The sequence below is a fragment of the Streptomyces mauvecolor genome (assembly GCF_039532965.1).
Classification (GTDB): Bacteria; Actinomycetota; Actinomycetes; order Streptomycetales; family Streptomycetaceae; genus Streptomyces; species Streptomyces violascens.
This window is the reverse complement of record NZ_BAAASQ010000025.1, coordinates 43,205-63,275: the sequence shown is the minus strand read 5'-3', so window position 1 is coordinate 63,275 and position 20,071 is coordinate 43,205. Positions and strand designations below refer to the sequence as shown.

General features: G+C 72.1%; 18 protein-coding genes and 1 pseudogene. 8 read left to right on the top strand and 11 right to left on the bottom strand.

What is annotated here, in order from left to right; all coding sequences use genetic code 11:
* Positions 1–69: 69 nt before the first annotated feature.
* A complete protein-coding gene (locus ABD346_RS30275; protein ID WP_344379224.1) occupies positions 70–972 on the top strand; it encodes a LysR family transcriptional regulator in 903 nt (300 codons plus the stop codon).
* 21 nt (positions 973–993) lie between these two features.
* Here the strand turns inward: ABD346_RS30275 and ABD346_RS30270 are convergent, their stop codons facing one another.
* From ABD346_RS30270 to ABD346_RS30260, 3 genes are all read right to left on the bottom strand, one after another.
* Entirely contained in the window at positions 994–3,168 is a 2,175-nt protein-coding gene (locus ABD346_RS30270; protein WP_344379223.1) for a putative bifunctional diguanylate cyclase/phosphodiesterase, read from the bottom strand.
* Complete coding sequence (locus ABD346_RS30265) at positions 3,165–3,977, bottom strand: SAM-dependent methyltransferase (protein ID WP_344379221.1); 813 nt, start codon at positions 3,975–3,977, stop codon at positions 3,165–3,167. The genes ABD346_RS30270 and ABD346_RS30265 overlap by 4 nt, the downstream gene beginning before the upstream one ends.
* Positions 3,978–4,233: 256 nt before the next feature.
* Positions 4,234–5,190 carry an SCO0930 family lipoprotein gene (locus ABD346_RS30260; protein WP_344379220.1) on the bottom strand — a complete coding sequence of 319 codons (957 nt, stop codon included), beginning with the start codon at positions 5,188–5,190 and terminating at the stop codon, positions 4,234–4,236.
* A gap of 227 nt (positions 5,191–5,417) precedes the next feature.
* On the opposite strand from ABD346_RS30260, the gene ABD346_RS30255 reads away from it, so the two are divergent.
* From ABD346_RS30255 to ABD346_RS30245, 3 genes are all read left to right on the top strand, one after another.
* On the top strand, positions 5,418–6,005 hold the full coding sequence (locus ABD346_RS30255) for a hypothetical protein (RefSeq protein WP_344379219.1): 588 nt from the start codon (positions 5,418–5,420) through the stop codon (positions 6,003–6,005).
* Between the two features lie 24 nt (positions 6,006–6,029).
* The gene (locus ABD346_RS30250) at positions 6,030–6,791 is read left to right on the top strand and encodes a bestrophin-like domain (RefSeq protein WP_344379218.1); all 762 of its coding nucleotides are present in this window, start codon (positions 6,030–6,032) and stop codon (positions 6,789–6,791) included.
* A gap of 197 nt (positions 6,792–6,988) precedes the next feature.
* A complete protein-coding gene (locus ABD346_RS30245; RefSeq protein ID WP_344379217.1) occupies positions 6,989–7,546 on the top strand; it encodes a hypothetical protein in 558 nt (185 codons plus the stop codon).
* A gap of 85 nt (positions 7,547–7,631) precedes the next feature.
* On the opposite strand, the gene ABD346_RS30240 is transcribed toward ABD346_RS30245, so the two are convergent.
* Positions 7,632–8,111 carry a hypothetical protein gene (locus ABD346_RS30240; protein WP_344379215.1) on the bottom strand — a complete coding sequence of 160 codons (480 nt, stop codon included), beginning with the start codon at positions 8,109–8,111 and terminating at the stop codon, positions 7,632–7,634.
* 332 nt (positions 8,112–8,443) lie between these two features.
* On the opposite strand from ABD346_RS30240, the gene ABD346_RS30235 reads away from it, so the two are divergent.
* Entirely contained in the window at positions 8,444–9,103 is a 660-nt protein-coding gene (locus tag ABD346_RS30235; protein ID WP_344379214.1) for a class F sortase, read from the top strand.
* Between the two features lie 12 nt (positions 9,104–9,115).
* On the opposite strand, the gene ABD346_RS30230 is transcribed toward ABD346_RS30235, so the two are convergent.
* Together ABD346_RS30230 and lysX are read right to left on the bottom strand one after the other, a co-directional pair.
* The gene (locus ABD346_RS30230; protein ID WP_344379213.1) at positions 9,116–9,961 is read right to left on the bottom strand and encodes a polysaccharide deacetylase family protein; all 846 of its coding nucleotides are present in this window, start codon (positions 9,959–9,961) and stop codon (positions 9,116–9,118) included.
* A 129-nt stretch (positions 9,962–10,090) separates the two neighbouring features.
* Positions 10,091–13,363, bottom strand: coding sequence for a bifunctional lysylphosphatidylglycerol synthetase/lysine--tRNA ligase LysX (gene lysX, locus ABD346_RS30225; RefSeq protein WP_344379212.1), 3,273 nt, complete (start codon positions 13,361–13,363; stop codon positions 10,091–10,093).
* A gap of 71 nt (positions 13,364–13,434) precedes the next feature.
* On the opposite strand from lysX, the gene ABD346_RS30220 reads away from it, so the two are divergent.
* Positions 13,435–13,914, top strand: coding sequence for a universal stress protein (locus ABD346_RS30220; RefSeq protein WP_344379211.1), 480 nt, complete (start codon positions 13,435–13,437; stop codon positions 13,912–13,914).
* Positions 13,915–13,930: 16 nt separating this feature from the next.
* On the opposite strand, the gene ABD346_RS30215 is transcribed toward ABD346_RS30220, so the two are convergent.
* Positions 13,931–15,121: a CapA family protein gene (locus ABD346_RS30215; RefSeq protein ID WP_344379210.1), complete on the bottom strand. Its 1,191-nt coding sequence runs from the start codon at positions 15,119–15,121 to the stop codon at positions 13,931–13,933.
* Positions 15,122–15,398: 277 nt separating this feature from the next.
* On the opposite strand from ABD346_RS30215, the gene ABD346_RS30210 reads away from it, so the two are divergent.
* Positions 15,399–16,019, top strand: coding sequence for a sigma-70 family RNA polymerase sigma factor (locus ABD346_RS30210; protein WP_344379209.1), 621 nt, complete (start codon positions 15,399–15,401; stop codon positions 16,017–16,019).
* On the opposite strand, the gene ABD346_RS30205 is transcribed toward ABD346_RS30210, so the two are convergent.
* On the bottom strand, positions 15,920–16,126 hold the full coding sequence (locus ABD346_RS30205) for a zf-HC2 domain-containing protein (RefSeq protein WP_344379208.1): 207 nt from the start codon (positions 16,124–16,126) through the stop codon (positions 15,920–15,922). The two genes, ABD346_RS30210 and ABD346_RS30205, sit on opposite strands and share 100 nt — an antisense overlap.
* Before the next feature lie 122 nt (positions 16,127–16,248).
* On the opposite strand from ABD346_RS30205, the gene ABD346_RS30200 reads away from it, so the two are divergent.
* Positions 16,249–16,743: a hypothetical protein gene (locus tag ABD346_RS30200; protein WP_344379207.1), complete on the top strand. Its 495-nt coding sequence runs from the start codon at positions 16,249–16,251 to the stop codon at positions 16,741–16,743.
* Positions 16,744–16,769: 26 nt separating this feature from the next.
* On the opposite strand, the gene ABD346_RS30195 is transcribed toward ABD346_RS30200, so the two are convergent.
* The 3 genes and pseudogenes from ABD346_RS30195 to ABD346_RS30185 all read right to left on the bottom strand — a co-directional run.
* Positions 16,770–17,951 (bottom strand): sensor histidine kinase, encoded by a 1,182-nt coding sequence (locus ABD346_RS30195; protein WP_344379205.1) that lies wholly within the window; start codon positions 17,949–17,951, stop codon positions 16,770–16,772.
* The gene (locus ABD346_RS30190) at positions 17,948–19,627 is read right to left on the bottom strand and encodes a sodium/solute symporter (protein ID WP_344379204.1); all 1,680 of its coding nucleotides are present in this window, start codon (positions 19,625–19,627) and stop codon (positions 17,948–17,950) included. Before ABD346_RS30190 ends, ABD346_RS30195 begins: the two co-directional genes overlap by 4 nt.
* Before the next feature lie 80 nt (positions 19,628–19,707).
* Positions 19,708–20,061 (bottom strand): annotated as a pseudogene (locus ABD346_RS30185) (hypothetical protein); the annotation flags it as partial.
* Positions 20,062–20,071 lie beyond the last annotated feature (10 nt).

Here is a 20,071-nt window from a genome sequence, read left to right as displayed (position 1 = left end):
GGCGAAGGGCCCAAGAGGTCCAAGACATGGTTCGGCTCATCTCCATAGAGATGGCCTATCGTAGGGGTTATGCAGTTCCAGCAGCTCACCTACTTCGTGGCGGTCGCCGAGACCCGGCACTTCACCCGGGCCGCCGAGCGCGTCCACGTCTCGCAGCCCTCGCTCTCGCAACAGATCAAGGCGCTGGAGAACGAGCTGGGCGCCGAGCTGTTCAGCCGCGCCCGGGGCAACATCGCGCTCACCGACGCGGGCGAGGCGCTGCTTCCGCTGGCCCGGCGCATCCTGGCGGACGCGGACACCGCCCGCATCGAGGTCCAGGAGCTGGCCCAGCTGCGCCGCGGCCGGGTGCGCCTGGGCGCGACGCCGAGCCTGTGCACGGGCCTCCTGCCGGATGTGCTGCGCGCCTTCCACGACCGCCACCCCGGCATCCAGCTCCTCATCGAGGAGGGCGGCTCCCACGATCTCGTACGTGAACTGGCGCGCGGCGCACTGGACTTGGCGCTCATCGTGCTGCCGCTCCCGGCCGGCTCCCCCGCCCTCACCACGATCGAGCTGCTCCAGGAGGACCTGGTGGTGGTCTCCTCGGCCGCCGAGGCGCCGCCCGGCTCGGGCTCCTCGGTGCGCGTCGCCGATCTGCGCGACGCTCCCCTGGTGATGTTCCGGCACGGCTACGACCTGCGGGAGCTGACGGTGGCCGCCTGCCGTGCCGAGGGCTTCGAGCCCGCGTTCACGGTAGAGGGCGGCGAGATGGACGCGGTGCTCGGCTTCGTACGGGCGGGGCTCGGGGTGGCCGTGGTGCCGAGCATGGTGGCGGCGCGGGCCGGGGACCTGCGGGTGACCCCGCTGGCCCGCCCCGGCCTGCGCCGCACGATCGCTCTGGCCCACCGCAGCGACGTGGACCCGCCGCGCGCGGCACGGGAGCTGCAGCGGGTCCTGCTCAGCATCGGGACGGGGCAGCGCGGTCCGGGCTAGGCCCGCCTCCCCGGCGCCGGGTCACACCGCGTCGACCAGTGCCAGGGAGTGGATCCGGTCCGGCGCCCCGGGGCGCGCGTAGTACCAGCCCTGGGCCGTGTCGCAGCCGAGTTCCTTCAGCTGCTCGGCCTGCGCGCCCGTCTCCACGCCCTCCACGGTGACCGCGAGGGAGAGGCTGTGCGCGAGCGACACGATGCCCTCGACGATCTTGATGTCGACGGGGTCGGCGGGCAGCTGCTGCATGGACTGGGTGAAGGACCGGTCCAGCTTGAGCACGCTCACCGGGAGCCGGCGCAGGTTGGCGAGGTTGGAGTAGCCCGTGCCGAAGTCGTCGAGGGCTATGTCGACGCCCATCTCGGCGAGCTGGCGCAGGGGCTTGAGGAGGTCGTCGTCGGCGCCGATGAGCGCGGACTCGGTGACCTCCAGGCACAGCGCGCCCGGGGCGAGCCCGGTGCGCTCCAGCATCTCGACGGTGTCGGCGACCAGGCCCGGGTGGTAGAGCTGGGTCGGTGACAGGTTGACGTTGATGCGCAGCGGGCCGCCGTCGGTGACGCTCGGGTGGGCCTCCTGCCAGGCCCGGGCCTGGCGTACCGACTCCTGCATCACCCAGCGGCCGAGCGGCACGATGAGCCCGGTGTGCTCGGCGAGCGGGATGAACCGGTCGGGCCCGAGTACCCCGTGCTGCGGGTGCGACCAGCGGACCAGGGCCTCGGCGCCGTGCACGCTGCCGTCGCCGAGGTGGACCAGCGGCTGGTACTCGATGAAGAACTCGCCGCGCTCCAGGGCCGCGGGCAGCGCGTTGGTGAGCCCGTGCCGGGTGATCGCACGGGCGTCGGCCTCGGCGTCGGCGAACTCGAAGCGGTTGCCGCCGGCCGACTTGGCCCGGTACATCGTGATGTCTGCGCTGCGCAGCACCTCGGCGGGGCTTCGCTCGCCCGCCGGGCCCTCGACGACGCCGATCGAGCCGCGCACGGTCAGCTCGCGGCCCTCGATGCGGATCGGGGTGGCGAGGGTGTGCAGGATGCGCGAGGCGAGCTCGTCGGCCTCGTACTCGCTGTCGGGGCCGGTGGTCAGGGCCACGAACTCGTCGCCGCCGAGCCGGGCCACCATCTCGCCGGGCCCGGTCGCGCAGCTCTGCAGCCGGTCGGCGACCTCGACCAGGAGACGGTCGCCGGCCGAGTGGCCGAGGCTGTCGTTCACCGCCTTGAACCCGTCGAGGTCGAGGTAGCAGAGCCCGAAGCGTTTGCCGTCGCCCGGGGCGAGGGCCTTCTCCAGGCGCTCGAAGAACAGGGTGCGGTTGGGCAGGCCGGTGAGCGCGTCGTGGGTGGCCTCGTAGCGCAGCCGCAGGTTGAGGAGCCGGCGCTCGGTGGTGTCCTCCATGAGGGCGAGCTGATACTGCGGCCGGCCCTCGGCGTCGCGAAGGAGCGAGACGGTGAGGTTGGTCCACAGGACGGTGCCGTCGCCGCGGTAGTAGGGCTTCTCGACCCGGTAGTGGTCGCGTTCGCCCCGTACGAGCTCCTCGTACAGCTTCCAGACCTGCGGGGCGTCCTCGGGGTGCACCCACTCGCTGACGTTGCGGCTGCGGATCTGGCCCTCTATGCCGCCGAACATCCGGGTGAGGGTCTCGTTGACCTCCAGAACCCGGCCTTCGAGGTCGGCGATGCCGATGCCGACGGCGGCGCCTTCGAAGACGGCACGGAACCGCGTCTCGGTGGCGTGCAAGGCCTCCAGGGCATCGCTGCGCGCCGACATCGCGGAGCGCGCGATGGCCTCCTGCTCGGAGCGTGTGCGTTCGCGCAGGGCCGCCGCGAAGCCGGCCGCGAGGGCGTGCTGGAGCCGGGCGCAGCGGGCCCGCGCCTCTTCGGCGGGCAGCTCGTCGCCCGCGCCGCAGTACAGGACGAGATAGGACTCGACCACACCGAGGGTGCGGCTCAGCGCGTCCGGGTCGGTGCAGTGCACGGCGACCAGGGCGGCGCCGATCTCCTGGGCGGGCGACGGGTCGAAGTGGCGGCCGTGCAGGGCGTCGATGAGGCGGCGGGCGAGCGGCACCAGGTGCTGCTCGAACTCGGGCCGGGTCAGCGAGGTCGCCGTCACCGGGAAGATGGCCCGGCTCCAGATCGTCGCGAACCGTCTGAGCCGGTCCTCGGGGCTGTCCGGCGCCAGGTCCGGAGCCTGCGCCTGGGGCGGGATGCTCACGCTTTGCGCCCCACGCCGGCGAAGCCAGAGAAGGCGTACGGATCTTCCTGGTCGGTCTCGTCGTCCGGCCGCCACAGCGGCATCGAGACGAGGCCGGGTTCCAGCATCGTGTACCCGTCGAAGAATCCGGTGATCTCCTCGCGCGAGCGCATGACCAGCGGATTCTTGATGTCGCGGTAGACACCCACAGTGCCGCCGGCCTCTTCCTCACTGAGCGGGATGCCTTCGTAGGAGGCGTGGGTGAGGACGAGGAGGCTGCCGGGGGCGAGCGCGTCGCGCAGCTCGGCGACGGCCTTGTACGGGTCGTCCTGGTCCTCGACGAAGTGCAGTACGGCGACCAGGAGGAGCGCCACCGGCCTGGACAGGTCGAGGAGTTGGGACGTCTCGGGGGCGTTCAGGATGTCGTGCGGCTTGCGCAGGTCGGCCGCGGTTATCCCGGCCAGCTCGTTGCCTTCCAGGACAGCGCGGCTGTGGGCGACGGCGACCGAGTCGTGGTCGACGTACAGAATGCGGGCCTCGGAGCTTGCCGCCTGGGCGACTTCGTGAACATTTCCGAAGGTCGGGATTCCGGATCCGATGTCCAGGAATTGCGTGATGCCCTCGGAGACCGCGAAGCGCACGGCGCGGCGCATGAACGCCCGGTTGGCCTGCATGACCTTGGGAAGTCCCGGCATGAACCGCATGGCCTCGCGGGCCGCTTCCCGGTCGACCTCGAAATTGTGCGAACCGCCCAGGTAGTAGTCGTAGATGCGGGACACGCTCGGCACCGAGATGTCGATGCCCTGAGGGGCCCAGGCGGGACGCTCCATCAATGTCTCCAACAAGTCGCCGCAGGACGGCCATGACCATGACCATTGTTTGGGCCTGAGGCTACTGATCGTCCGCCGGGAGAGCGAGTAAAAACGGAAAATGCTCGTCCGTTATTGGTCACACGCCGAGGGCATGTGCGCCGGATCGTACGTGCGGAAGCGGGAGCGCGCGCCATCGTATCGAGGGCTGGACACGAGCATCGGCCCGCCGCCGCGCGGGGGACGCGGTGACGGGCCGACAGGGTTGGGCCCTGGGTTACTTGGGTGCGCCGATGAGCTTGCCCTCGGGGGACACGGCGTACCACGTGCCGCCCACGCCCTGGCCATTGGTGTCGCCGGGCTTGGTGTCGCCGGAGAACGTGTAGACCGGCCAGCAGGTGATGGACTGCTGCTTCACGCCGTCGGGCCGGTTGAAGGTGACGAAGCCCTTGAGGGCGATGCCCTTGGTGTCGGCCTTGTCGACGGGAGCCACCACCGGCCACTTCTCCAGACAGGCGCCGGTGCAGGCGGACTTCATGGGCCAGGCCGAGTCCTTCTTGAACCGGTAGACGGTCATGCCTCGCGCGTCCACGATGACGTCGCCGAGCTTGGGGTCCTTGCGGACGGACAGGCCCGGCATCGCCGCGGCGGGCGCCGCGGCGGCGGCTGCGGCCTTCTTGCCGTCGGGGGCCGCGGCATGCCAAGTGCCGCCCACGTTCTGCCCGTTGGTGTCGCCGGGGCTGGTGTCCTTGGCGTAGCGGTACATCGGCCAGCCGCCGATGGTGAGCTGCTTGGTGCCGTCGGCGCGGGTGACCGAACCGAGCGCCGACGGGTCGGTGCCGGCGGCCGCCGTGACGCCGTCGGCGGGCACCGCGGGCCAGGCCTTCGCGCAGTCGCCCTCGCAATTCGACTTGGGCGGACTCGCGGTGTCCTTGTCGAAGCGGTAGAGCGTGAAGCCCGCGTTGTCGGTGACGACCTTGCCGAGTTCCTTGCTGTCGGTGACGGTCAGTTGCCCGGCCTGCTTGGCGGACGATTCGGCGCCGCCCGCCTGCCCGTAGCCGCCGCTCGACCCGTAGGCGTTGTCGCCGGGCTGCTGGGCGGTGCTCGCGTTGCCCACCGGCTGGCCGTTTCCGCTGCTGTAGCCGCTGCTCTTGTCCTGTCCGCAGCCCGTCGCGGTCACTGCCAGTACTGCCGCCGCCGCTGCCGCGAGCGATGCGCTGCGCCAGGTGACCATGTCAACTCCCGTTGTCCGTAAGGCTGTTGCGGCGCCGGATGCGCCGGGTGATGGCCCTAAGTACGGGTGGCGGGAGGCGGTGTGTTCAACGCGGGCCGAGGAATTTTTCCGAACGGCCCCGAACAGCCGGTCAACGCGCCGAACGCAAATCGCCGGGATCTCCCCCGTTCAGGCGAATCGCTTCAGCACCCGACAACACACGGGCCCGGCGGCCTGATGATCACCCCGTGCACCGACGACACCTAGCCGGGCGGCTGTTCACCGCCACGGCCTTCACCGCGCTGCTCGCCGTACCGGCACCGGCCGCGCAGGCCGACGCCTGTGCGTACGCCTCCGTCACGCAGGGCAGCAGCGGCTCGCCCTGGGCGGTCGCCCAGGCCGGACATGCCCGGTGCCCCTGGCCGCCCCCGCCGAGCCCGACGCCCACGCCCACCCGGGTGCCCCCGACCCCGCCGTCGCACGCGCCGGCGCCGCCGCCACCCGCGAAGCCCGCGCCCCGGCCCACGCCACCGCCCCGCCCGGCGCCGCATCCGACTCCGCCGCCACCCGCGCCTCCCGTGGCGCACCGGCCTGCGAAGTCGCCCGGGCCGGCCGCGCCGCCCGCGGTACCGCCCGTGCTGCCGCCCGCGCCCTCACCGAGCGCCTCGGCGCACCCCGCGCCACCGGCGGCGCACCGGATCACCCTGCACAACTACCGGATGCCGCCGCCCAAGAAGCCCGCGCCGCGGCTCTCGCCGGTGACGCTCACCCTGCTCATCACCGCGCCCGCCGTGCTCGGCGCGGCGCTCCTCCGCTCGCGCTCCGGCTCCCGCTGAGCCCCATCGACCTGAGAGGTCCCCTTGTCCGACTGGCTCGTCCTGCTCATCGCGATGGCCGCCGCCTGCGCGGTCGTCCTCACCATCACCCTGTTCAGCAACCGCCGCCTCGCCCCCGACGACGACCCCTCCGGAACCCCTGACGTCATCGAATACATGACGATGATGATCGGCGTGGTGTACGCCATCGTGCTCGGCCTCGCCATCGCGGGCGTCTGGGAGGGCCGCGGGGCCGCCCAGGCCGACGTTCAGCAGGAGGCCCAGGCGCTGCACGAGATCGACCAGCGGGTCCAGGTCTACCCGGCCGAGGTGCGTGACCGTACCCGGGCCGACGTCGAGGCGTACGCCTCCTACGTCGTGCACACCGAGTGGAGCCACATGGCCGAGCACGGCGACCTCACCGACGAGGGCACCCAGAAACTGGAGAAGATCCGCCGCGACGTGACCGACTACCACCCGGCGAACGACTACGAGACGCAGGCCTACCAGCCGCTGATCGACCAGGTGGGCGCGGTCGACCAGGCCCGGACGGCCCGCGGGCAGGGGGCGGGCGCCACCATGCCCGGAGTCGTCTGGTTCGGCCTGATCAGCGGGGCGCTCGTCACGGTCGGGCTGATCTTCACGCTGCAGATCAGGCGCACCTGGCGGGAGCTGCTGCTCGCCGGGCTCTTCAGCGCCCTGATCGCCTTCCTGCTGTTCCTGATCTGGGACTTCGACGCCCCCTTCGGCCGCGGGATCTCGGCGACGGCGGGGCCGTTCCTGGACCTGTTCCCCGGCATCCGCTGACGCCTCCGTCACCCGTATGGCCCCGTCGGACCGGCGGGGCCTTTTGCCAGTCCGGACGGGGGACCGCGGTGCCCCGTTCGCCGTACAGGGGTCGCGACACGCCGGGCCGCCTCCTAGCGTTTCGGGCATCGAGGTGCATCTCCCCCCATATGTGGAATCGGTTCCGCAGCTGCTCCTCGGGGACCGGAGGATCGACCATGGGCGCGATACGCATCGCATCCACCGCTCTGCTCGGCGCCGCCGCCCTCTCCCTCAGCATGCCGACCGCCGCCACGGCGGCCGATGGAAGCTCCAACGCGACCAACATCCCGCCGTTCGGCTTCAGCGTGACGCCCTCGGTGATCGTGCCCGGGGGCCAGGTCACGCTGAACGTCACGAACTGCCCCGCCAATGCCACGGTGTCCTCCGGGGTCTTCGACACCGTCACGATCCCCCCGGAGAGTTCGCGCAACGCGACGGTCGACTCGACCGCCAAACGCGGCGCCGCCTACACCGTGACGTTCACCTGCAACAACGCGCGGGGCACCGCCCAGTTGACGATCGCGGGCGCCGCCACCCCGACCACCAGCTCCACCGTGCGCCCCACCGTCCAGCCCAGCGCCACCGCCCCGCTCGGCGTCCGCGGCGGCCTCGGCGGCAGCGTGAAGGACGGCCTGAGCCCCGCGGAGATGACGGTCGGCACCACGCTGATCGCGACGTCGGCAGTCGGCTTCGTCTACTTCCTGCGCCGGCGCTGGCTCGACCGCCGGCACTAGCCACGCAAGGCACCCGTCGCCCCCGAGTCCTGGCCGGGACTCGGGGGCGACCGGCCGTTGGGTCGTTCCGGGGAGGTTCGTCCGGTCAGACCCGCACGTCCTGGCGCCGGCGGCGGGCGACGAACAGCGCGCCGCCGATCGCGGCCGAACCGACGAGGGAGACACCGACCGCCATCTCGGTGTCGCTCGGGCCCGCCGTGGCGCCGAGCCCGCCGTCCGCGCCCCGGCCCTCCAGGACGGTGAAGCTGCGGGTGGCGACGCGGTCGTTGTCGTTGCACTTCACCGCCAGGTTGTAGTTACCGGGGGTGGCGTGGTCGTGGACCCTGACGGTGGCGAAGTTGGTGCCGTCGCCCGCGGAGAGATGGACCTCCGAGAAGGCGTTGGACGTGACTCTGCCGCCGTGGCCGCAGCCCCGGGCAGTGACCCTCAGGGTGGCCCCCTGGTGGACGTCCGAGGGGCTGACGTCGACGTCGACGGGGCCATTGGTCGCGGCGGCCATCGGGGCGGCGAGCCCGATCGCGGCGCCGGTGGCCAGCACCACCGCGAGAGCGCGTGAAGCACGCATCGTTGAACCTCCATGGGAGGACGCCCCAAAGCGGTGCTCCGGGATGATCGACGAGTACGCCTCCCATGACGAACCCTCACTGCCACTCATACAAGCCGCATTTCGGCACTGATCCACCCTGGTGAACCGCCGCGTCCCCCGGATGGGCGCGGAATCTGACGGACCTGCAGGTCACAGACCGTCAGATCGGTTTTGCCACCGCGTTACCCGGATGGGTCAGGCGCGTACGGCCGCCACCCGTTCGCCCCCGTCCGATCGCCGAGTTGACGCCGCGCCCTTACGGTGCTCGGAAGGCGCTCTGAGGGTGGACGGCGAAGGGGATACGGAGAGACATGGCGCACTATGAGAGCGGCGTGGAGCGTCGCAGGCGCTCCCCGTGGGGAGCCCTGGCCCTGGTGATGCTCACCGGTCTGGCGCTGATGCGCAACGGTGCCGATGTCACGATGGGTCCGCCGCAGCCGGCCGCTGCGGCCGCGCTGAACGGCCGGGCGGCGAACGCCTCCTCCTCACGTCCGGCGGCCCCGGTCCAGCCGCTGTCCTTCGCGCCCGCCTCCCGGATCCGGATCGGGGAGATCAAGGTGGACGCGCCCATCATGGACGTGGGCACGGACACCCAGGGCTGGGTGAAGGCTCCCCCGCCGCAGGACCCGAACCTGGCGGGCTGGTACCAGAACGGCGTGGCCCCCGGCATGCGCGGCACGGCCGTGGTGGTGGGCCACGTCGACAACGCGACGGGCCCCGCGGTCTTCTACGGCCTCGGCTCGCTGGAGAAGGGCAACCACATCGAGGTGGACCGCTTCGACGGGCGCGTCGCGGTCTTCGAGGTGTACGGCATCGAGGTGTACGACAAGAACGCCTTCCCGGGCACCCGGGTGTACGGCGACACCGGGCACCCGGAGCTGAGGGTGATCACCTGCGGGGGCGGCTTCTCCAAGAGCCACGGCTACAACTCGAACGTCGTGGTCTTCGCCCGGCTCGTCGCCACGAAGTAACGTTCCCGCTGCTCATCTGCGGCGCGGCGGAACCTTCAACTCGTAGCCCTGCGCGAGGAGTTCCGGCAGATAGGTGCGCAGGGCGGCGACGCTCTGCGAGCGGTCGCCGCCCGCGTCGTGCGAGAGGACCACGACGCCCGGCGCGGCTCCGTCCAGGACGCGGCGGATGATGGTGGCGGTGCCCGGCGTGGTCCAGTCGAGGGTGTCGACGGTCCAGGCGAGCGGCTCCATGCCCATCTCGGCCTGGATCTCGAACACGTTGCGGTTCCAGGCACCGTACGGGGCCCGGAACCACTGGGGCGGCTCGCCCAGGGTCTGCTCGATGACCTCGCTGGTGCGGCCGATCTCGGAGCGGATCAGGGCGGGGGCCGTCTTGTTGAGCTGGGGGTGCGTCCAGGTGTGGTTGCCGACGACGTGCCCGTCGTCCCGCATCTCGCGCAGCAGGTCCCGGTTGTCGGTGGCCATCTCGCCGCAGAGGAAGAACACGGCGCGCACGTCGTGTTCGCGCAGGGTCTTGAGGATGCCCGGGGTGTACCGCGGGTCGGGACCGTCGTCGAAGGTCAGCACCATCGAGTGCTCCCCCAGCTCGGGCATGCTGAGGAACGGCTTGGTCCGCACCGGCGGCAGCGCCGTGTGGTAGCGCGGCGGAGCGTCGGCGGTCATGGGTTCCAGGCGGTACCCGCTGGAACCCAGCCGCGGTACGGCGGCCTGGGGTCCCGCCGCGGGCGCCGGCCGGGGCGCGGGCGCGGGGCCGGCGGTGTCCTCGGCGATCAGCATGCGTACCGCGGCGGCGGCTCCGAGGCAGGCGGTGACGCGCAGCAGGGTCCGCCGACTGGGGAGCATCTGATCCCTTTTCATGACATACGGCTTTTGTTCGTCATGGCGGAAGATTAGGCGTGCGGGGTCGCCGCGAGGCCGACGAAACGTCAACACCTGGATGACACCAGCACGAATGGAGTCACCCGGCGCCATCGGCCGCCGGTGCTCTCAGGTACGGCGGACCAGCGGGAAGGGCAGGGTCTCGCGGATGGTGAGGCCGGTGAGGAACATGACGAGCCGGTCCACGCCGATGCCGAGCCCGCCGGTGGGCGGCATGGCGTATTCGAGGGCGTCGAGGAAGTCCTCGTCGATCTCCATCGCCTCCGGGTCGCCGCCCGCCGCGAGCAGCGACTGCGCGGTGAGCCTGCGGCGCTGCTCGATGGGGTCGGTCAACTCCGAGTAGGCGGTGCCCAGTTCCGTCCCGAAGGCGACCAGGTCCCAGCGTTCGGCGAGCCTCGCATCGGTGCGGTGCTGGCGGGTCAGCGGGGAGACCTCGGTCGGGAAGTCCTTGTAGAAGGTGGGCAGCTGCGTCTTCTCCTCGACGAGCCGCTCGTACATTTCGAGGACGACGTCGCCGCGCGTGCTGTCCGGAGCGTGCGGGACCCCTGCGCGGTCGCAGAGCCGGCGCAGCCTCGATTCCTCCGTGTCCGCGCCGATCTCCTCACCCAGCGCCTCGGACACCGCCCCGTACAGCGTCTTGACCGGCCAGGGCCCGGAGATGTCGTACTCGACGACGGTGCCGTCCGGGCCTGCCTTGCGGGCGACCGGGGAGCCGAAGGCGGCGGTGGCGGCGCCCTGGATCAGCTCGCGGGTCAGGTCGAGCATGACGTCGTAGTCGGCGTACGCCTGATAGGCCTCCAGCATCGTGAACTCGGGGTTGTGCTTGTAGGAGACGCCCTCGTTGCGGAAGGTGCGGCCCATCTCGAAGACCTTCTCGACGCCGCCGACGCAGAGCCGCTTCAGGTACAGCTCGGGGGCGATGCGCAGATACAGGTCGAGGTCGTAGGCGTTGATGTGGGTGGTGAAGGGGCGGGCGTTGGCGCCGCCGTGGATCTGCTGGAGCATCGGCGTCTCGACCTCCAGGTAGCCGCGGTCCAGGAGGCCCTGGCGCAGCGCCTGGACGGCGGTGGAGCGGGCCCGTACGACCTCGCGGGCCTCGGGGCTCGCCACGAGGTCCAGATAGCGGCGGCGCACCCGGGCCTCGGGGTCGGCGAGGCCGCGCCGTTTGTCGGGCAGCGGGCGCAGGCACTTGGCGGTCATCTGCCAGGCGGTGGCGAACAGCGAGAACTCGCCCTTGTCGCTGGCGGCGGTCGTGCCGGAGGCGGTGATGTGGTCGCCGAGGTCGACGTCGTGGGTGAACCGGCCGAGGACCGCCTCGCCCACGCCTTCGCGGGTGAGGACCAGCTGGAGGTCGCCCGACCAGTCGCGCAGGACGGCGAAGACGACACCGCCGAAGTCGCGTACGGCCATGACCCGGCCGGCCACGGTGGCGCTCGTGCCCTCGCCCGCGGCCCTGAGCCTGGCCAGCGTGTGGGTGCGTGCCGCGATGGCGACGGGGTAGGGCTCGGTGCCGTCCGCGCGCAGCCGGTCCAGCTTGCGGTGGCGAACCCGTACCTGCTCCGGGAGTTGACGCTCCGTCACTTCGATGGCGCCGGGCCCGGCGAGGCCGAGCGCCTCGATGGAGGGCAGCCCCGCGGTGGTGACGGGCTTGGTGACGCCCTTGGGCTGCCGGCCCTTGCCCCAGAGCTTGCGCAGGCTCGGGACGGAGACGAAGCCCTCGGCGATGCCGGACGCGAGGCCGACCCGGGCGAGCGAGCCGGCGTCGCCGTAGCAGAGGAAGCGGGGGTACCACTGCGGCTGGTACTTCACGTTGGAGCGGTAGAGGGCCTCCAGCTGCCACCACTTGGAGAAGAACAGCAGGAGTCTGCGCCACAGCCGCAGCACCGGACCGGCGCCGATGCGGGCGCCCTCCTCGAAGGCCGAGCGGAACACCGCGAAGTTCAGCGAGATCCTGCGGACCCCCAGCTTCGGTACGGCGGCGCACAGTTGGGCGACCATGAACTCCATCACGCCGTTGGGCGCGCTGCGGTCGCGGCGCATCAGGTCGAGCGAGATGCCGTCCGGGCCCCAGGGCACGAAGGACAGCAGCGCGATCAGTTTCTCGTCGGCGTCGAATGCCTCGACCAGGAGGCAGTCGCCGTCGGCCGGGTCGCCCAGCCGGTCGAGCGCCATCGAGAAGCCGCGCTCGGTCTCGGTGTCGCGCCAGGCGTCGGCCCGGTCGATGATCTGCTGCATCTCCTCGTCGGTGAGCGCCGAGTGGCGGCGGATCCGGGTGGTGGCGCCGGTGCGCGCGACCCGGTGGACGGCCTGGCGGGTGACCCGCATGTCGCGGCCGTCGAGGTCGAACCTGGCGACGTGCAGGATCGCCTCGTCGCCGAGCTGGATGGCGCCGAGGCCGTGCCGGGCGTAGACGGTGGCGCCCTCCTCTGAGGCGCCCATCACGGCGGGCGCCCAGGCGTACTGCCGCGCGATGTCGAGCCAGGCGTCGATGGCGGGGCCCCAGGCTCCGGCGTCGCCGACCGGGTCGCCGCTGGCGAGCGCGACGCCCGCCTCGACGCGGTAGGTGACGGCTGCCTTGCCGTTGGGCGAGAACACCACGGCCTTGTCGCGGCGGGTGGCGAAGTAGCCGAGCGAGTCCTGGCGGCCGTACGCGCCGAGCAGCGCCCGGATGCGGGGCTCCTCGTCGCCGTGCAGCGCGGCCTCCATCCGCTGCGAGCGGAAGAGCGTGGAGGCGGCGGCCAGCAGCGCGATGGCGCCGAACAGGCCGAGGAAGAAGTACAGGGGCCGCGGCGGCCGCCCGTCGAACTGGCCGTTGGAGACGAGGCCGCCGAAGACGCGGTTGGTGGCCCACAGCAGGCGCTGGCCGCGCGGCAAGGTGTCGGGGAACAGCTCGACCAGGCCCCAGCCGACGAGGACGCCCGCCGCGAGCCCGAGGCACAGCACCCCCACCGCCCGGCGGAACGCGCCCCGCCTGGTCTCGGCGTAGAACTGCTTGCGGGCCAGGATCAGCACCACCAGCGCCGCGGCACAGAACACCCCGTTGGGGATCCACATCCACTCGGCGACGACGATCAGCAGGACGTCCAGCAGGAAAAGCAGCCCCAGATAGATGACGACCAGCCACCAGGCGACCTTCTTGCGGGCGCCGATCGCGGCCGCGAGCAGCAGCAGGAAGACGGCGTACGCCAGGTTGGCGCTGACCGGCACGCTGACCCGGTCGAGGAACCAGACGATCGGGTAGAGCAGGCGGCGCAGGGGCGGTATGAGCGAGATGAGGCCGCAGAAGAGGCCGAGCATGCCGAAGAACATCGCGAACGCTTCGGGCACCCGCCCCAGAAAGCCGGTCCGGGACGGTATCGGCGCCGCCTCGCTGACAGTCATGCTCAGCACTCTAGGGAGACCGGGGCCGGGCCGCCTGTCGGAAGCCCCACCCGGCCGGATAGCCTCGAACAGTGACAGAGCAGCAGCCCCAGTCCCACCCCGAGTCCCAGCGATTCGAACGCGGTACCGACGGTCCGAAGGTGATCGTCGCCGGCGTCGACGGCTCGGACTCCTCGCTCCGGGCCGCGGCCTACGCCAGCGGCCTGGCCCGGCGGCAGAACGCGCTGCTCGCCCTCGTGTACGTCCAGCCCGTGATGTCGGCGGGCGCCGCCCTCGGCGCGCCCGTGGCCGACACCACCGGGGAGATCGCCGAGGGCCTGGTCGCCGAGATCAGGGCGGCGGCCGAGCGGGTCCGGGGCATCTGGGACGTCCGCTGGGAGTTCCACACCTTCCGCGGCGACCCGTACTCCGGACTGGTGACCGCGGCCGACGAGCTCACGGCGGACGCGGTCGTCGTCGGCGCGTCCGAGTCGGCGGGCCACCGCATCATCGGCTCGGTGGCCGTCCGCCTGGTGAAGGCGGGCCGCTGGCCGGTCACGGTGGTCCCGTAGGCGTCCCACGCCTCCGCTAGCGGGACATCGTCAGGCCGTCCTTCGCGGCGCCGCGGCCGAGTACCGCCCGGCGGATGTGGTCCAGGGCCTCGGCGTAGTCCTCGCGACCGGGTGACTTCGTGAGCGCGTCGGGCAGGCTCATCACGCGGCCGCGCTCCACGTCGATCCACTGCGGAATGAACTCCGCCTTGGTGACCCGCCAGCGGTCCCCGCGCCGGACCGGCGGCGCGAAGGTGAAGCGGGCGATCGAGCTCATGTTGCCGCGGTGATCGCGCGCACCTGTCTCGTTGAACATCTCACCCGCGATCTGGTCGCCCTCGCCGTAGACGATCCAGGTCCCGTTGACCTTCTCGTAAGCCTGCGGGATGTGGGCGTGGGTGCCGAGGATCAGGTCGATGTCGGGGCGGCCGCCCGTCTTGGACGCGGTGAGCGCCCTGCCGAGGGTGAGCTGCAGTTCGTCGGGCTCGGTCTGCCACTCGGTGCCCCAGTGGAGGCTGACGACGACGATGTCCGCGCCGGATGCCCGGGCCGCCCGGGCATCCGCGATGATCTTCTGCTGGTCGATGAGGTGGACCGCCCACGGCTGGCCGTCCGGCAGGGGATAGCCGTTGGTGTCGTAGGTGTACGCGAGCTGCGCGACCCTGGCGCCGCCCGCCGAAAGCCGCGCCGGCGCCGCCGACTCGCTCGCGGTGCGGCCCGACCCGGTGTGCTTGAGCCCGGCCTTGTCGAAGGCCTTCAGAGTGCGGGCGATGCCGTCGGCGCCGTCGTCCAGGGTGTGGTTCGAGGCCGTCGAGCAGGAGTCGTACCCGGTGTCCTTCAGCGCGGCGGCCACCTGCGGCGGCGACGTGAAGGCCGGGTATCCGGTGAAGGGGCCCTCGTCGGCGCCGTACACGGTCTCCATGTGACAGATCGCCAGATCGGCCCGGGAGACGATCCGCCTGACCCCGGCGAGCATCGGCCGGAAGTCGTAACCCCCGCCGCCCGCATCGGAGTTGGCGCGCTCGATGGTCGAGTCGTGCGGCAGTACGTCGCCGGTGGCGACCAGCGTGAAGGGGTGCTGCACACGGGCGGCTCCGGAGGCCGGGGAGCGCTGGGCGTTCTGAGCGTGCGGCGGCCGGTGCCCGCTGCTGCATCCTGCTGTGGCCGCGAGCAGGAGGGCCGCGGCGGCCGCCGCCCTCACTCGCGCGCGCTGGGTCGGCTGGTGCATCGGGCTCCGTTGATCGAGTGCGGTGGTCTGTCCGAAATCCACCTCCCGAGAACGGGCCAGTCAAGGATAAAAGCCGTTTATAACACCGAAGACCGCTGAATCGGACGCACCGGGGCCGGCCCCCTCCGTGGCGCGGACCGCTCGCCGCACCATTCACCGCTCGGTTCGACCGCTTGTCGCACGGCGCGGCGCGACGACTGTCCAGGTCCGCCCGGATGCGCTCCGATACGGCTGCGGTCGACGGAATCCGGCGGAACCCAGGGAAGGAGAGTGCACGGTGACGACGGCACTCGGGGGCAGCCGACGGTACGCCCATGAGCGGGATCTGGCCGAACTGCAGCGTGCGCACGGCCCCGCGCTGCTGCACTTTCTGCTCGGCCTGACCTACGGCGACCGCCAGCGTGCCGAGGACCTCCTCCAGGAGACGCTGGTACGCGCCTGGCAGCACCCCGAGGCGTTCGAGGCGCCGTACTGCTCGATGCGGCCCTGGCTGTTCACCGTCGCGCGGCGCCTCGCGATCGACGCGCGGCGCAGCCGGCTCGCCCGCCCGGCCGAGGTCGGCGACGAGGTGCTGCTCGCGACGGCGGAGCCCGGCGACCACACCGAGCGCTGCACAGCCGCGCTCGACGTCCGCGCGGCCGTGAAGTCGCTCACACCCCAACACCGCGCGGTCCTGGTGCAGTTGTACTTCCGCGGACTGAGCGTGGCCGAAGCGGCCGAAGTGCTCGGTGTGCCGCCCGGGACCGTCAAGTCCCGTTCCTACTACGCCCTGCGTGCGCTGGCCCGGGTACTGCCCGGCTATTCTGCGTCAGGCCCCGAAGGGCTCTCCTCGGTGGGTTCCAGGTCCGCCTCGGTGAGCAGGGCGAGCAGCGAAGGCGCCTCGGCGACCTCCAAGTAGGCGGTGCGGCACGCCGCGCACCGGCGCAGGTGCGCGGCGACGGCGCGGTCCTCGCCGGGCGCGAGGGCACCGAGTACGTACGCGCCGAGCAGTTGCCGCACATGCATGAGCACCTCGTGTCTTGTGACGGATCCTGCCCTTCTGGCCACGGCGGGCACGCGCCCCCGGTTCAATGCTCCCTGGAGCTCCCCGGGAGCGCCGGGACGGTCGATGAAAGAGGCGAGACAGGATGCGTCCGGAGGGAAGTAGCGGGACCAGTGGTGGCGAGCTGGTGGTGCCGATGGCATGGATGTACGCCGAGTACATCGCGGATGAATTACTGCGTACCGGCGATCTGATGCCGCCGACGACACTGGAGTTCCGGGCCGGGCGCAATGCCCTCGCCCTGACGATCTTCCTGTCCGACGGGGCGGTCGGCGGCGCCCGGGTGGTGGCCCGGCTCGACGAGTGGAGCTCGCTCACCGCGGCCGGGCGGCCGTGGCGGCGCTGGGTCTGTTCCCGGCTGCGCCGGCTCGCCGGTGACCAGGAGCAGGGGCCCGACCTGGAGATGGCGCGGACCGCCTGGCGGTGGCTGGAGGAGACCGAGCTCCTGGCGACCGATCTGGAAGCGGTGGTGCCGGGCGGGGTCGACCCGCGCGCGGACGAGGAGGACGAGCCCCGGGTGTGGACACCGGCCTGGGAACTCGGCCTGCCGCTCGGCCACTTGGCGATCCATCTGTTCTGAAGCGATCCCTTGCCTCTGCCTCAACGTCAACTATGCACTCCGGCACGGTACTTGGGGATGCGGACGGTCACCTTCATGCCCGCGCCGATGCCGGTCTCGATGACCAGGCCGTACGCGTCCCCGTACACCTGCCGCAGCCGTTCGTCGACGTTGAGCAGGCCGATGCCGCCGGACGGGTCTCCGTCGCCGCGCAGGATGCGGCGCAGCTCCTCGGGGTCCATGCCGGCGCCGTCGTCCTCGATGACGACCTCGGCCTCGTTGCCCGCGTCCAGGGCGCTGATGGTGATGCGGCCTGCCATGACGGCGCCCTCGATGCCGTGCTTGACCGCGTTCTCGACGAGTGGCTGGAGGCAGAGGAAGGGCAGGGCGACCGGCAGGACCTCGGGCGCGACCTGGAGGGTGACGGAGAGCCGGTCGCCGAAGCGGGCCCGCACCAGGGCCAAGTACTGGTCGATGGAGTGGAGTTCGTCGGCGAGCGTGGTGAAGTCGCCGTGCCGGCGGAACGAATAGCGGGTGAAGTCGGCGAATTCCAGGAGGAGTTCGCGCGCCCGTTCCGGGTCGGTCCGTACGAAGGAGGCGATCGCCGCGAGTGAGTTGAAGATGAAGTGCGGGGATATCTGGGCGCGCAGGGCCTTGATCTCGGCTTCGATCAGCCGGGTGCGGGAGCGGTCGAGTTCGGCGAGTTCCAGCTGTACGGAGACCCAGCGGCCGACCTCGCCCGCCGCGCGCGCGAGCACCGCCGACTCGCGGGGCGCGTATGCGACAAGGGTGCCCAGCACCCGGTGGTCCACGGTCAGCGGGACGGCCACCGCCCAGCGCAGCGGGCAGTCCAGGTCGTCGCAGGACAGCGCGAACGCCGTGTCGCGGCCGGTGTCGAGCAACGTCCGCACCTGCTCCATGACGTGGGCGCTGTGGTGCTGCTCCCCCGCCCCGTCCCAGGTCAGGATGGTGTCGTGGTCGGTGAGGCAGAGCGCGTCGGTGCCGAGCAGCGACCGGAGGCCGCGGGCCGACTTGCGGGCCGCCTCCCTGGTGAGCCCGGCCCGCAGCGGGGGTGCGGCGAGCGAGGCGGTGTGGAGGGTCTCGAAGGTGGCGTGTTCGACGGGGGTTCCGACATCGCTGGTACGCCCCTGCCGGGAGGCGCGCCGGCCGAGCAGGAAGCCGGCCGCGGCGAGCAGCGGGCCGAGGAAGAGCAGGGCGGCCGGCGTCATCGGCGTGCGCCTCCCTCGCGGGCCAGGGCCTCGGGCAGATGGAAGCGGGTCATCGCGGCGTTGGTGCTCGCCGGAATGCGGCCGGGGGTGGCCAGCGAAACGCCGATCATGGCGAGGAAGCCGACCGGCACGGACCACACCGCGGGCCACGCGAGCAGCGCGTGCGGCAGGCCGGGCGGGACCGCCCCGAGGACGGTGGCGGCGACGGCGAGCAGCGCCGAGCCGCCCCCGAGCAGCAGCCCGGCGGCCGCGCCCGGCGGGGTCAGCCCCCGCCACCAGATGCCGAGCACGAGCAGCGGGCAGAACGAGGAGGCCGACACCGCGAACGCCATCCCCACCGCGTCGGCCACCGGCACCCCGCTCACCAGCAGCGCGCCGATCAGCGGCACGGAGATCGCGAGCGGGGTGGCGAGCCGGAAGTGGCGTACGCCGCGCGAGGGCAGCACGTCCTGGGTGAGGACTCCGGCGACCGCCATGGTGAGCCCGGAGGCCGTGGACAGGAACGCGGCGAACGCGCCGCCCGCCACCAGCGCGCCGAGGAGATCGCCGCCGGTGCCGCCGACGAGCCGCTCGGGCAGGAGCAGCACGGCCGCGTCGGCGTCGCCGGTGAGGGCGAGTTCGGGGGCGTACAGGCGGCCAAGCGCTCCGTAGACGGGCGGCAGCAGGTAGAACGCGCCGATCAGGGCGAGGACGACCACGGTCGCGCGCCGGGCCTCACGGCCGCCCGGGCTCGTGTAGAAGCGGACGACGACGTGGGGCAGGCCCATGGTGCCGAGGAAGGTCGCCACGATCAGCCCGTACGTGGCGTACAGCGGGTGTCCGGTGCGGGCGGCGGTGCCGGGGACGCGGGTCGTCTCGGCGAGCGCGAGCCGGGTGCCGGCCTCGACGCGGTGCTCGCCCGGCGGGAGCGTCAGCGCGTCGCCGTCGTGGCGGCGGCCGTCGACGGTGCCGTTGGCCCGGACCGGGAGGGGTTCGGCGAGGCGCAGGGTCAGGGTGTCGGCGAAGCGGACGGTCTGCTGGTGGCGCAGGGCGGCCGGTTCGTCGTAGACGGGGCGCGGGGCGCCGTCGCCCTGCCAGGCGAGGACCAGGAAGAACACGGGTATGAGCAGCGCGGTCAGCTTCAGCCAGTACTGGAAGGCCTGCACGAAGGTGATGGAGCGCATGCCTCCGGCAGCGACCGCGAGCACCACGACGGCCGCGACGAGGACCGGCCCGAGCCAGCCCGGAGCGCCGGTCAGGATCTTCAGCGTCAGCCCTGCGCCCTGGAGTTGGGGCACCAGGTACAGCCAGCCCGCGCCGACCACGAACACGCTCACCAGGCGCCGGACGGCCCGCGATTCGAGCCGCCCCTCGGCGAAGTCGGGCAGCGTGTACGCGCCCGAGCGGCGCAGCGGGGCCGCGACGAAAAGGAGCAGCACGAGGTATCCGGCGGTGTAGCCGACCGGGTACCAGAGCATGTCCGGGCCCTGGACCAGGACGAGTCCCGCGATGCCGAGGAAGGAGGCGGCGGAGAGGTATTCGCCGCTGATGGCGGCCGCGTTGAGGCCGGGACCGACCGTGCGCGAGGCGACGTAGAAGTCGGAGGTGGTGCGCGAGATGCGCAGACCGAACCCGCCGACGAGGACGGTGGCGAGCACGACGGCGGTGACGGCGACCACGGCGTACGTCTGGCTCACGGGGCGGGGCGGCGTTCTGCCGGACGGTCTTCCGACTGGTCGACCCGTGCTGAGGACACACCTGTTGGGCGGTTGTCCGTCGGCCGGTCGGCGACCAGGCGGGCGAAGTCGCGTTCGTTGCGCTCGGCGGTGCGCACGTACCAGCAGGCGATGAGGCCCAGCGGCCCGTAGACGGCGAAGCCGAGCACCCACCAGGTGACGGCGTCGTCGTCCAGGGCGCGGAAGGCGAGCGGCAGGGTCGCGACGGTGAGGGCGAGCACCGCGAACCCGGTGAGGGCGGCGCGGAGTTGGCCGCGCATCAGGGAGCGCACATAGGCGCCGCCGAGCGCGGTCTGCTCGTCGATCTCGGACTGGGCGCGGTGGCGCGGCAGCGGGCGGACCCTTCTCGGCTCCCCCGTGACCGTCTCGCGCCGCGCAGCCTGCTCCGGTGACATGGCGCGGAGT